Origin of the sequence: Candidatus Kryptonium sp. (assembly GCA_025060635.1) — a bacterium.
Lineage (GTDB): Bacteria > Bacteroidota > Ignavibacteria > Kryptoniales > Kryptoniaceae > Kryptonium.
Genome location: JANXBN010000002.1, coordinates 265,013 through 278,721, shown reverse-complemented (window position 1 = coordinate 278,721; position 13,709 = coordinate 265,013). Strand labels below are relative to the sequence as shown.

At 36.1% G+C, this 13,709-nt stretch carries 13 protein-coding genes; all 13 read right to left on the bottom strand.

The window, feature by feature from the left end:
- Positions 1-9: 9 nt before the first annotated feature.
- The gene (locus NZ923_05595) at positions 10-1,236 is read right to left on the bottom strand and encodes a type II and III secretion system protein (protein MCS7229493.1); all 1,227 of its coding nucleotides are present in this window, start codon (positions 1,234-1,236) and stop codon (positions 10-12) included.
- A 12-nt stretch (positions 1,237-1,248) separates the two neighbouring features.
- The gene (locus NZ923_05590) at positions 1,249-2,130 is read right to left on the bottom strand and encodes a hypothetical protein (GenBank protein ID MCS7229492.1); all 882 of its coding nucleotides are present in this window, start codon (positions 2,128-2,130) and stop codon (positions 1,249-1,251) included.
- A gap of 14 nt (positions 2,131-2,144) precedes the next feature.
- Entirely contained in the window at positions 2,145-3,746 is a 1,602-nt protein-coding gene (locus NZ923_05585; GenBank protein ID MCS7229491.1) for a hypothetical protein, read from the bottom strand.
- Positions 3,747-3,776: 30 nt separating this feature from the next.
- The gene (locus NZ923_05580; protein MCS7229490.1) at positions 3,777-5,021 is read right to left on the bottom strand and encodes a PilT/PilU family type 4a pilus ATPase; all 1,245 of its coding nucleotides are present in this window, start codon (positions 5,019-5,021) and stop codon (positions 3,777-3,779) included.
- A 24-nt stretch (positions 5,022-5,045) separates the two neighbouring features.
- Positions 5,046-6,398 (bottom strand): DUF4900 domain-containing protein, encoded by a 1,353-nt coding sequence (locus NZ923_05575; protein MCS7229489.1) that lies wholly within the window; start codon positions 6,396-6,398, stop codon positions 5,046-5,048.
- Between the two features lie 14 nt (positions 6,399-6,412).
- Complete coding sequence (locus NZ923_05570; GenBank protein MCS7229488.1) at positions 6,413-7,105, bottom strand: hypothetical protein; 693 nt, start codon at positions 7,103-7,105, stop codon at positions 6,413-6,415.
- Between the two features lie 13 nt (positions 7,106-7,118).
- Complete coding sequence (locus tag NZ923_05565; GenBank protein ID MCS7229487.1) at positions 7,119-7,670, bottom strand: hypothetical protein; 552 nt, start codon at positions 7,668-7,670, stop codon at positions 7,119-7,121.
- A gap of 19 nt (positions 7,671-7,689) precedes the next feature.
- Entirely contained in the window at positions 7,690-9,477 is a 1,788-nt protein-coding gene (locus tag NZ923_05560) for an ATPase, T2SS/T4P/T4SS family (GenBank protein MCS7229486.1), read from the bottom strand.
- 24 nt (positions 9,478-9,501) lie between these two features.
- Positions 9,502-10,809, bottom strand: a complete 1,308-nt coding sequence (locus NZ923_05555) for a type II secretion system F family protein (protein MCS7229485.1) — start codon at positions 10,807-10,809, stop codon at positions 9,502-9,504.
- Positions 10,810-10,962: 153 nt separating this feature from the next.
- Positions 10,963-11,412 (bottom strand): hypothetical protein, encoded by a 450-nt coding sequence (locus tag NZ923_05550; protein ID MCS7229484.1) that lies wholly within the window; start codon positions 11,410-11,412, stop codon positions 10,963-10,965.
- Between the two features lie 273 nt (positions 11,413-11,685).
- Positions 11,686-11,997, bottom strand: coding sequence for a hypothetical protein (locus NZ923_05545; GenBank protein ID MCS7229483.1), 312 nt, complete (start codon positions 11,995-11,997; stop codon positions 11,686-11,688).
- Positions 11,998-12,152: 155 nt separating this feature from the next.
- Positions 12,153-12,845 (bottom strand): tetratricopeptide repeat protein, encoded by a 693-nt coding sequence (locus NZ923_05540; GenBank protein ID MCS7229482.1) that lies wholly within the window; start codon positions 12,843-12,845, stop codon positions 12,153-12,155.
- Positions 12,846-12,963: 118 nt separating this feature from the next.
- On the bottom strand, positions 12,964-13,701 hold the full coding sequence (locus NZ923_05535) for a 2-phosphosulfolactate phosphatase (protein MCS7229481.1): 738 nt from the start codon (positions 13,699-13,701) through the stop codon (positions 12,964-12,966).
- Positions 13,702-13,709 lie beyond the last annotated feature (8 nt).

Below are 13,709 nucleotides of genomic sequence, written 5' to 3'. Positions count from 1 at the left end.
GACCCAAGTTTATTTTTCAGGTTTCAACTGCTTTTTATAATTTTCAAGTGCCTTTAGTAATTCTTCTCTGCTTTGTTTTAACATCGGACGTTCACCAACTTTTAGAGATCTTTCCCTTAACCTTTCAGCAAGTGTCGGTAAAATCTCAGCTTTTAAAAGTATTATCAACTCCTTCTTTGCAACTGTTTTAACATCAAACCCAAATAAATACCTTAATCCAAAAAACCACCAAGGTAAATCTTTAAGTATTGGGACTCCTTCACGAGTTACTCTTTCCTCATTTATGTAAAGACCGCCAATTATTGTTTCCTCTCCATCAAGAAGTAAAATTTTCGTTTGTGCTGAAGATTTATTTATTGTTATTTGTGGCGCTACGCCTGCGACATTGCTTCTTTCAATGTTAAGTTCAAGGACAATAAAATAAACAGTATCAAATTTTATAACCTCTGGTTTTACCCTAATAATTGAACCAGTTGAAAAAAACTGCGTAATTGCGTTTCCAGCAAAATCTCTAACTGTAACGGAAATGTCGCTTCCAACTTGAATTTGTCCTTGTTCCCCTGATCTAACTGTGATCCTTGGATTTGCAACAACCTCACCAATTTGTTGAGATTCAAGGGCTTTGAAAATCGCAACCAAATTTCCAAAATCAATGTCAGGATTATTAACATCAATCGTAAGCAAACCCGTTTTTCCTTCGGCAGCTGACATTGTAACACCTATGTTCACTCCCCTGCCACGAAAGAAATCCCAACTAAAACCATATTGCTTTAATTTTGATGCGTCCGCCTCAAAAAATACGGCTGAAATCATCACCTCACGACTTTCAAAATGTATCTTTGCCTTTTCTTCCTCAGTTGGAGCAGTAGGGGTTGGTGGTCCTGTAACTTCAGCAAGTGGAACTATTTTTATATAATCTGCATACTCCTCATACCATAGTTTATTCGCTCTTAGGATCAATTCAAATGCGTCAAGCCAATGCATCTTATCAATATCAACTCCAATAGGGCTTATCCTCGTCTCAGGGTCAATTATAACTTTGCCAAGAAACTTTTTACTAATGTCGTTAAAAATTTGAAGCGCCTGATTAAAAGGCATCGTTCTTGACATTGAAACTATTTCCTCAGGTGCCACATACGCTCTTCTTAATTCTCTCGGACGCCCTCCAATTTGTGAAAGAGCTAAACCCGATAAAATTTGAATGAAAAGTAATAAAAAAATTATTTTTCGTCCCATCTCACCTCTCTATTATTTTTGTTGTTCAAACCTTAACTTCAAGACAAACTTTTCAACGATGCCCGCTTTGTTAAGTGTGAATTCAACTTGATTTTTCTCAATATCAATTTTTGTGACATAACCAAGATAAACCTCGTCTCCTTCTTTTAGAACATGAATTTTCCCAGTATGATCAGCTATAAAAGCTCTTCCCGGAATAACCGCTTTTAAATCAGCCCTTTCAACTTCAAGCAATCCTCTTGTATTCGGTGGCAACTCCCTGTAAATGTAAGGTATAAATGGATTTTTGACCTCGGCAACGACGACATCTTCAAGCGTTCTTTTTATAGGTGGCAAATCCTTAACATCAGCATAAAGCGCGTGTATTTCCATCTGAAATGGAACGACGATTGAAAACTGCTTCGTCTCCTCATCTCTTGTTTCTACTCCACGAAGGTCAAAGCGTGCTATTCTATAAATTTGAGGTCCGCGTTCAAGATACCAAATGAACTTGTAAATATTATCAAAAGATGCTTCACCTTTTATATCGTAAATGTTATATGCATATTTCTGGGCTTTTTTGCTTCCCATATAAAGCATATCAAACTTTACAAAACCGGCGTAGTTTAAAATTGAATTTAGATAAGAGTATGTCATAGCCGGCGTGACATCTGGGACTATTTGTTTATCAAGCTGTGCGAGTTTTTCCTGTTCTTCTTTTATTTGTTTCTGCAAATTGTAAAGTTCAATTTGCAAACCTGAAAGGGCATTTATCTGTTGATCAACTCTTTGAATTTCAGCTTTAACTTCTTTGATTTCCTTTGGGAAATGATAAAGAATAAAATATCCACCAACAGCAAGGATTATCACAAGGAAAGTGAGAAGTATTAGCGTATTTCTTGTTTTGTATGGCACTTTAGATTAAAACTTTATTTTTTTGCTGTTTTTGCTATTTCAGGAGTGATGCTTGCCTTTATCTCAAATTGATATACTGTTCTACCTCTTATCTCTTGAACTTGGACCTGCATCAATGTCGCATTACCAATAGCATTTGAGAATCTTGGAATTCTATTTCTATAAAGAGAATATCCTTTTATAGTTATTGTTCTTGGATCAGATGCACTTATGTCAGTGATCCAAATTCTCCCAACATTTTGAGCTTCAGTTGCAATCTTTTGCAAAAAACTGCTCCAAATATCTGTGTTAACTCTCATTGAATCTAAAACCCCAAAGGTAGATTTATAATAAGCAAGCCGTTGCCTTGCTATATCTACTTGCTGTTGTAATATCTGAAGTTCTGCAAGCTCCGACTTCTTTCTCTGAAGTTCCGTTTGAGTTTCGGAAAGAGTTCGGTTGAGCTGGGCTATCCTCGTGGTTATTTGGAAAGTTAAAATCGGAATGAGAATTAAGAACAACCATCCAAGAATTCCAAGTTTAAAAACCTTTTGACCTTCGCGAATTTCAAAAGGGGTTAGGTCAATTGAATAAAGATCTTTTCTATCAATCTCAAGGGTTCTCCAAGCTGAACCGATAGCAACAGCGACCCTCGGCAAGCTTTCAAAAAGCAATGGATCTGCGCCATCCGGAGATAAGTTCGGAAACTTAATATAGTCAATGTTTACATCTTCAGGAAACATCTGCGTAAGAATTTCCTTAACACCAGCGGCTTGTGCCTCACCAGCAAGAATTATATTATTTATAACCGACAATCCGAGACTATCCTGTTCAAGTATCAATCTGCTATAAATTGTATTAGCTATATTGTATGAATCAACGCCTTCACCTATCAACGGGGAGATATGGAAAAGATCATTCCCCTTCATAAATATTAATCTACTAAACTCATGCCCGATGTAAATTATCACAGTAATGGAATTTTGCGGGAACTTGTAGTTTAATTTAACTAAATTAACCAGTGAAAGTTCAGGTGTTTCAACGAACGAAATTTTTGGAATTCTTCCACCGATTGATTTTTTGATACCATCAAGCAAGTCAATCAATGTAATTCGTGAATCTCGGACAATAGCAAGAACAGAACCATCTGGAAACTCAAGATAGTTGATGGCGTCTGATTTAAGTGGTTCCCCTGTCCTTCCTTTTGATATCTGCTCAATAATTTTTTCTTTTAATTTATTTCCCTTCAATCCCCAATTAGATTCAAAAGTAGAATAAAATATATACGGCTCAGGTGCTGAGATGGCAAGTTTATACTTCCGCTTCGGATATCTGCTTAAAACGCCAATAAGAATAGAAGCATTATCTTGAGCTCCTCTTCCTGTTTCGGTTAGAAGAAGGTCAGTAGCTGATGCTTCAGAGGTTATATCTATAGGGGTCGTTTCAGAAATCGGTTCAATCTGTTCTAATACTTGGGCACCTGTGTAAATCGCTTCAAGCTTAGTTGCAAGATTAACTATTTGCGCATCAATAAATTTGATCTTTTTCCCCGACTTTGCAAGACAAGCAACCTGGAGCGATAAACCATCAACGAAAATTCCAACCGCAATTTTTCCAGAAAATTTTTTTCTTGCCATCGCGATAATAATTTTGTTGTTTGAATATTATTATGCTGCTTGTAGAAGTTGTTGCATTCTTCGTTTGTTATTTGCAAAATTGATAGCCGTTTCAAGCGAAATTTTTCTTTCAAGATAAAGTCGTCTTAAATCTTGCTCCATCGTTATCATCCCATATTCAGCTCCTTCAGCGATCATTTGATAAATTTCACCAGTGTTATTGTTCTTTATAGCCGATCTTATTGAAGGTGTCATAACCATTACTTCTTTGGCAAGAACTCTTCTCCCATCTAAACTTGGGACAAGTTTCTGAGAGATCACACATTTTAAAATATCAGCTAACCTATTTCTAACTCTTTCTTGTTCAATTGGTGGAACTTCTCCAATTATTCTATCAATACTTTCAACAGCTGAAGAAGTATGAAGTGTTGATAAAACTTTATGCCCACTATCTGCTACTTCAAGTGCAGCCATGATTGTATCTGGATCCCTCATCTCCCCAATTATAATTATGTCAGGATCTTGACGCAACGCTTCTATCGTTCCCTGTTTAAACGACATAGTATCTCTACCAACTTCTCTATGGCGAATTATACAACGCTTTGATTCGTGAACATATTCAACTGGCGAGGCAATTATAATAATATGTCCTTCAACAGTCCTGTTGTTAAGATCAACTATAGCATCAAGCGTGGTGCTTTTACCAGAACCTGTTATCCCCGTAACGAGAATTAATCCCTCTTTTGTATATTGCAAACTTAAAACTTTAGTAACATTCGGATGAAATCCATAACTTTCATAAGGTCGTATTTGAGTATTTATCGCCCTCATATTTAAAGCAAGATCATCAAGTTCAAAATAAGCATCCGCACGATAACGATAAATTGTTCCATTCTGATCTTTAAATGTGTATGAAAAATCAAGATTTCTATTCTCGTAAAGGTATTGCCTTTGTCTTTCCATAAGCAAGCTTTGTATCAAAATGTTAAACTCGTCAGTTTCATAAGTTCCAAATTCTGGTATTGGTTTTTTGGCGCCGTGAATTCTAAGCCAAACCATTTTCCTGGAACCCCACCCCCCAAAATCTATATCAGATGCCTCAAGTTCTCTCATTCTCAAAAGAAACATATTTATCAAATCTCTCAAGATAAGTTTCTGATTTTCCGACATCTTTCTTATTAGCTCATCACCGATATACATTTGTTTCTCTACACTAAAAAGTGTAACTGGAACTTTACTAGCAAGCGAACTCAACAATTCTTTCGCCTCTTTAATAATTTGCGGATTTACTGGCATAGGGTTAACTTAAAAGTTTTATTTTCATTCCCACCATGAAACTAACCTTAATTGTCGTATACCTGGGTAGCTTACAAGCGGATAATACGGCGGTGCTTTATCTCTAAACCTTGGATCATATCTATATCTTTTACTAAAACCATTTTGAATTATTCCACTAGCTCCAGCGAATCGTCCCACCGGTCCCCTTTGCTCTTGACATATGCTTCCCGTTAAATAAATAGCTCCAGAAGGTGGCCTCTTATCCCAGTTTTCAGCTATAAAACTGCGGTCATTGGAACCACCATTGTACGCCATGATAGCCGCTTGAATAACGACATCGTTTTGATTTGGATCGCTATCAGCTATTATGACATTTTGATATGAGACGAGCCCAAGAAAATCATCAGAATTCGGATTAACATTCGGATCACTTGCATATCTTATATCATCCCATATTCTTATATTTCCATCAGCTAAGATAGTTAATTGACCATTTAGAGTGCCTTCTACAACAACTTCACCTCTAACCCAAATAACACCTGTTGAGCTTAACTGTGAAATACTAATCGTATCAGGTGCAGCTAATTGCGGTACTGATCGCTGTCTTCTATAACTTGAGCTTCCGATCCATTGTTGTGTCCATCCAGTTATTCTTCTTCTTACAACTCTGCCATCAGGCAAAAATTTAAAATAAGTTGCTTGGTTAATAACTCCACCACCATTTATTGCTGCTGTTTTAGTCCTGTTCATATCGGATGGAATTTCAGCATATATACCAACTTCCCATCCACCATAGAATTTTGCTTTATTTCTGTTAGAGGTCGGTTGTGGATTTATTCCAGAATATGCAGTAACTTTGTCATAAAAAACAGGTGAGCCATATGTATGTAAAACACCATTAGTATGAACAGGACCCCAAACTGTATCACCATCTATCCAGTAAACAGGAGCTCCAGCATAAAATTCTGTTCCAGTATACCAAAAATATCTTGAAGCTGGTGTCACAGGAGCACTTGAATATACAAAATATGCAAACGCTGAATCCTCAATTTGGTATGGTCTTCTATATTTAGCATAATATGTATCTACAAATGCATATCCTCTTGCTTTAACACTTAATCTAACAATTGAATCAGGTATAACAGGATGAATTCTAACCACAGCTGTGCAATTGTTCATTACGACATTAAAGGTTGTATTTATCGTTCCATCCTTCCAAACTCTACTTACCCCGATATTCATTGCACTTACAGCTGTTTCATGAACCAAGGTTTTCGCATAATAATAATTAAAACTATCAGTTGCAGAAATTACAGCACGAGTTAAGCGAAGTTGATAAATTGAAAACGCTGTGATAAACCCAATGAGTATTAACAGTGATGTTTTTCCAAACATATCTCTTCCCCTCCTTATCTTCTTAAATTCTTTGAAACAAGCCGTGTCTGTCGCCAGAAGGATGTACGCAGTAATCGTCTCAACTCTTTCTTTCTAAACTCCCGATCCTTAATGCCAGAAACCTCCTTACGCACAAGTTCAGGTGATAACACAACACGAGGATTAAAGGCTGTTAAAGTAACCTCAACCATCTTTGACGCAACTAACTCACTTCCTGGATCAACTGGATTACCTATTTGATCAAGGTATCTAAAAACTTGTCCATTCCCGATTCTTCCAATGTCTGTTGAACGAACTCCTTCACCAGTGACCTTTAATATTCTCGTGATTTTATAAATAAACAAACTTGTGTCGCCATAATCAATTTTTTCAGCAAGAGTTATAATATACTCAATTGTATCAGCAATGTTATCTCTATGCGGTATTACATGCCCGAAGTAGTCAAACTCACGATTCAAATGAGCTATAAACTTAAGATGATTAGGACGGGCTATAAAAAGAATACGATTCCCTTCTGGAACCCCATACCCCATTTTTCTCAAATCGTATTCAATTATGCTGGACATATTCGCAAGATTTATTTGAGTAATGGCATCGGAATTATAATTGGCAAAATCGCGGGTTGTGGTGTCAGTGACAACAATCGTAATAAGTAAAATAACTCCACCGATGACAGTTGCCATTATGTAATCAAGAATTGAGGCCATAGAAATTAAAATTTTAATTATAGAACCAATAACTATAAACGAAGCTAATTTTAACAGTATCCCTCACTTTTCCAAGCGCTGTCTCTCTGTAAATTAAAGGTGGATCGTAATTATCCATCACAAAAACTGTCATCTGTTTATGAAATGTCTTATATGAAACAGGCACGACTCTATTGCCAGATAGATCAACATAATTAACTTTGAAAAATACTTTATAAATCACGCTGCTTTTTCCTGTATCTATGCGAGTTATACTGTTATAGTCGTCAAAATCATCAATTTCTATCATCCCCATTGCTGTTGTATCATCAGCATCAAGTCCAAGCGTAGCCGAAAATGTGTTTGGATCTGTTTTGGCAGTGTTATTTGTATCTGCGACGGCTTCATCAAAGTAATATTGTGATGCTTGCTCAATATATGAAGTTGCGATTGATAGTGCTTCAAGACGATATCTATTTTGAGCTAGTGAGACATCATGACTTGAAAGCCCACGATTTATATTCAAAACCGCAAGCGAAAGAAGAGCCAGCGCCAAAATTGTTATTAATGTTTGTCCTGTGCCCATAAAACTTATTCAAATTTTATTAATCTTCCGTTGTTGCATGAGCTACTTCCTCAAGCGTTGTGACTCCTTGTTTAATTCTTTCTCTTCCAGCTGCGCGTAATGTCAGCATTCCATCTTTGATTGCTTGTTCTCTTATAGCTTCTTCATCAATATCCCTACCCGTTTTAAAGATCAGTCTTCTTATTTCCTTTGTAAAATAAAGCGCTTCATGAATTGCGACTCTTCCTTTATATCCACCATGACACTGATCGCATCCAACGGCTTCATAGAAAACAGTATTTTTAATTTCTTCCTCTGTAAATCCTAAACTCAAAGGAACAGCAGGATCCAAATCTTCTATAGGACGCTTGCATTTCTCGCAAAGCTTTCGTATTAATCTTTGAGCAATTATGATATTTATAGCATAAGCAATGAGAAATGTTTCAATTCCCATTTTATACAATCTTGATATTGCGCTTGGTGCATCATTAGTATGAAGGGTTGAAAATGTCAAGTGCCCCGTGTTTGCAAGCTTTATAGCGATTTCCGCTGTTTCCTTATCTCTTATTTCACCAACCATAACGACATCAGGATCGTGACGCAAGATAGCTCTTAATGCTTGCTCAAAATTCATTTTTGGACCAATCTTCAACTGCCTTGCACCCGGAATTATATATTCAACAGGATCTTCAACTGTTAAAACATTTATTTCTGGTTTAATAATATAATGTAATGCTGCCATTAATGTTGTTGATTTTCCACTTCCAGTTGGACCAGTTACAATAACCATTCCTTGTGGCTTTGAAATTGCCTTGATAAAGAACTCTTTTGCTTTACCTTGGAATCCGAGCTTGTCAAGATCAGTTATAACTTTTCTATCATCAAGAACTCGGATTACAATGCTTTCAAACTTATACTGAAACTCCTTCCCGACGATCGGAAGCACAGAAACTCTATATCTTATCATATGCCCATCAACTTTCCTCTGAATAAAACCATCTTGCGCCATTTCACGCTCAAATCTATCAACATTTTTTGATCTATCTTTGACAACCGCAGCAATTGCTTCAGGTCTTATACCGTCCTGAACATGCCATAATCTTAACTTTCCATCTATTCTAAAGTGAATTTCGGTGGTCCTTGAATCCTTCGGAATTATATGAATATCGCTTGCGCCTTTTCTAACTGCCTCAACAAGCATTCCCTCAACGAGATTAACAAGCATACTTTTATTTATTTCAGCTTCAATTGCTGCTTCATCAAGCGTTTCCTCTTCAAGCTCATCCTCGGTTATTTCAATTTTTGAATTTTCAAGAACTTTTAAAAACTCATTCTCCGGCGGGAAAACTTTATCAAACAAATTTTGTATATCTTTTAATCTCACATAACACACTTCATATCTCTTAGCCCCAAGAGACCTAGCAATAAGAGGTATGCTCCTACTCGTTGGATCGGCAGATATTAAAATAAGTTTATCTGGTCTTTGTTCGTCATTTTTCAATGGTAAGATTTTTTCCTCTCTCATTTGATCTTTCAATGCTTGCGGCAAAGGCTCAATGAGCTTCCTTATAAAGTCAATTCTGTTTTTATCAATATTTTCATCCGCAAGATAGATCTCCCTGAACCCATAAAGGTTTGCAACTTCTTTAAACACACTGTCATGATCAACTCCAAAATCAAACACAAGAATTTGAGCCAAACTTCTTCTCGTCTTTGAATCTTCTTGCTCTTTGATCTTCAAAGCTCGCTCAAGTGTTTCATAATCAATTATTCCTTTCTTTAAAAGCGTATAACCAAGTTTATCCGTAATGTCTACACCAACCGTCATTTTTACATCACCTCGTGAAAATTTTTAAAAACTTTGAAATGGAAGTATCATCGTATATGGCGTCTTCGGTTTAACCATTGCCGTTTCGGAAGATATAAGCGTAAGCAAGGTCATGACGATCATAATTATCATCGCAATCATAAGCTGAATAAAATCAACCGCGTTTTTAAGTTTATAAACTGTTTCTTTTTCGTAATAATTTGCAATTTGAAGTGCTGTTTGTTTAACGGTTCCTGTTTCCGCCCCAGAATGAAATCTTGCAAGTGCTGTTTTTGTGAAAACCCCCGTTGCTTCAAATGCTTCTACGAGTCCCTTACCTTGACTTAACATCATCGGTATTGCTATTGTTTTTATCTGATGTTCCATATACTTATTACCACATGCTTCAGCTGCAAGGCGAATAGCCTCTATGTTTTCCCCCGATCCTGCATAAAGAGCATAGAAAACTCTACAAAAAATTTCAATAGTTGTTTTGTGAATCAAAGGTCCAAGAACAGGAATTTTTATAATATACTTATCACGCAAAAACTGTCCTTTAGGAGTTCTAATGAAATAAATAAAAGCAAAAGTCAATAAAGCTGACCCAAAGAAAATATAAGTCATGTTATCAAGCAAGAATCGGCTTAGCTCTAATGTAGCTGCTGTCATTGGTGGAAGTTCAGTTCCAAGTTTAAGGAAAAGTTCTGCTGTCTCTGGAAAAATATATGCAACATAGAAAATAACAGCAATAAACAAAACGATCAATGTGAAAATAGGCATTATCAAAGCACTTTTAAGATTCTTCTTAAATTCAGCATTCCTCTCAAGAAATTTTGCGGTGCTCTCGTAAATCTCCGCCATATTTCCGCTTTTTGAAGCAAGCCCAAGCATTCTTGCCGTGAATTTACCCAAAACTTTTTCCTGCTTTAAGAACGCTTCTTCGCTGTCCTTACCTTGACGAAGATCATTGTTTATTTCCCTCAACGCCTCTCTAAGCGTCGGATGCTGAACATCGTTTATAAGCAATTGAAGGACTTCATTATAAGGAAGTTTTTCTCTTAACAAATCAGCGCTGACACGAACAAATGTAACTATTTCAGTTTCAGGTGGTTTAAATTTAAAATCAAGAACTTTAGGTTGAATATTTACAACTTTATATCCAAGTTTTTCAAGTGCTTGCTTTACTTCTTCTTTCGTAAAAGCCCTTTGTTCACCAGTAATTGGCTTTTCACTATCTCGTTGAACTTTATAAATAAAAGTTTTTCGCTTTTGAATCTTCGTTACCTTAAATTTTCTCTGCTCTGCAAGTTGCTTAATTTTTTTCTTTGCTTCAGCAAGACTATCGGCAGACACTATTCCCTGAACGGGGCGCCCCGTCAATGTTACACCCTCAAAGCGATAATCAGGCAAATTTTTCTCACCTCCTTAATAAAATAAAATTTTAACCAGGGGGACGCTTATAAAAGCATCCCCCTCTTAGGAGGAATTTTTAGGAGGAGCTAAATTTTATTGAGGTGTCCAACCTTGTAAGGTTCCATAACCTCTATTTGCGTCGGTCGTTTGCAATCCAGACGCAATACCTTGATAAATTCTACTTCTATCAGCATCTACACAATCAATAGCTGCAACAAAATTAGCCCCAATCCTTTCCTTTCCAAGAGCATGAATAACTATTTTTTGATCACCTGTTAATATCTCCACTCTGTAACTACCATTAGCATTTCCAGTATCAAGTGGGCTTAAAGCAAAATTAGCAAATGAATTCCCACCTCCACCAAGCTCAACGGGGGTTCTGTAATATCTCTGAGCTTTTGCAGCAAGATTTGCAAGATCACCTGCAATTGCGCTTCTGTTGGCGTCAACCGCACTGCTCTTGAACATTGAAATTCCAACTGCAATTGCAATTCCAACTATGATGACGCCAAGAACGATGAGTAAAAGTTGCTGTTGACCCATAGTAATTACCTCCTAAAGTTTGTTTTTTGGTGTATTTTTGAGAAAACGAAAAGGTTTAAACAAACAAAACCATAATCAAAGAACTAACTTCTAAACAAAAATAAACTTATATTTCGTAAAAGTCAAGTGTTTCAACAACAAGTTTATAAATTCTATGCCACAAATCACAATCTAAAAATCCATTAAAAATCAGAAAGCAAACAACCTCATACTTTTACCTTTTTTCACTAACTATGAAATTTTTACAAAACATAATTGCAACATTTCATTACACTAAAATGGTTTAAACACGGCAAGGAAAACTATTACTAAGAACACCACAAGATTTATATATGAGTAATACGCAATTGCTTTGCTTACCTTTGCTACTTCTTCTACAGAAACTTGATTTGCAAGCAAAAGCTCCTCACGCTTTGCAATATATTTCACGCCCACGAAAATGCCAGAAACCACAAACCATAAGAATAAAACTATCTTAGCGATTAACCACCAACGAACATCGCCAATAAGTATCCAGTTGTAAATTCCTGTAATTAAAGATAAAATTCCACCATTCCGAGCGAAATCTGAAAATTTAATAGACAATTTATGCAAGATCAAACTGTTCTCACTTCTAAAAAATGACTCAACGGTAGGAAAACCAAAAGCGGAAACACCAATCAGTATGGCAGATATAATGTGAATGAAATAGGAAATTTTTGATATCAACTCCACAAATTTCTTACCTTTAAATTTTTAATTCATTCATTTTTCAATGATGCGATGTAAATTTCAACATCGCGAATTTTTGCAAAGTTTGAATATTCTTTTTTTATCCTCTCAAATAAGCGTAGTGCTTTTTCCCTTTCACCAGCAAGCTTATAGTTTCTTCCCGCATTATAAAGATATTCTGGAATAAGTATATTTTCTCTGAACTTTTGCGCTGCCTTCTCAAAATACTCCCCTGCCTTTTTATAATCCTCCTTTATCTCATAAATTGATGCAATTCCAGCAAGGGATGCGGAAAGTAAAAGCTTATCATCCCCATCATATTTTTTGAAATACTTCAGAGCATTGTCATAATCGCCAAGCATATAATAAGCATTTGCAAGATAATATGTTGCGATTTCACCTGCTTCAGTGCCACCGTAATTTTCAACGATATATTTTAATCCTTGTATATTACGCTGTGGAATCCCATCAATTGCAGTTTTGTAGTCCCCATTGTCATAGTAGTTTATGATTTTTGAAAAAAGCATCTCTGCTCTTTCATTTTCGGCTCTAAGGTTATTTCGGTAAATGATTACACCTGCGACAAGAACTATTATACCGATTACAACATAACTCAAAACCTTTTTATTCTTCTCCACAAATTCACGGGCTTTGTAATAAGTTAGAACAAGTTTGTCTTCCTTCAGCTCCTGTTTTTTTATCTTTTTCCTCGGCTTAAGCATAACTTTAATATTTTTGATTAGTTTTCGTTAATTCCTACTTGCCATAAATATGCAAAATTTGATCAACAAAACAAAAGATTTCCCTGGCGACGCGATTTCAAATTCCAAATTAAACTTTTTACTCCTTGGTATATTGTTTTATTACACCATCAGAATAAATTGGTAAAATTGGGATGGTATCAACACCTGCTGCTACCTTTAAATCTTCTTCAAAATCAAGTTCAATTAAAAACCTACCATGCTCACTTTCTTTCAGCATCTTTAAAAGATTTTTGCGATAAGATTTGTAAAGCTTAATAGAGGCAAGGACGGAATCGCTAAGGTTGAATTTCTTCTTTGATTTTCCATTTATAAGCATGAAAGCAATCATCCCTCCACAAACTGTATCTTCAATACAAAAACGATTTAACTTTCCTGAACAAAGAATTAGGATATCATCGCTATTTTCATTTACAAACTTCACAACTTCTGATATATTCACGAATCCAGCGATTATGGAATGTTTCGCGTACTTTGTCTTGGTTATGGCAACGGAGCCATTTGTGCTTGCGTAGATTAATGTTTTACCTTTAACCTTATCTTCGGTGTATTCAAACGGGGAATTTCCAAGATCAAATCCATCAATTATTTTACCACCTCTTTCTCCGCATAAGAGAAAAGAGCTTGGTTCAAGAGTTGAGGCATATTTCACGGCGTTTTCAACAGTTGCAACTGGAATTATCGCTCTTGCGCCATTTTTCAAAGCTGTCGCTATAGTAGTTGAAGCCCTTAAAACATCAACAACTATTACTGTTTTATTCTGTAGCCCCAATTCATCTTGAACCTGTAAAGGTGTGAAAAACAAATCAATATTCATCTGTCCCC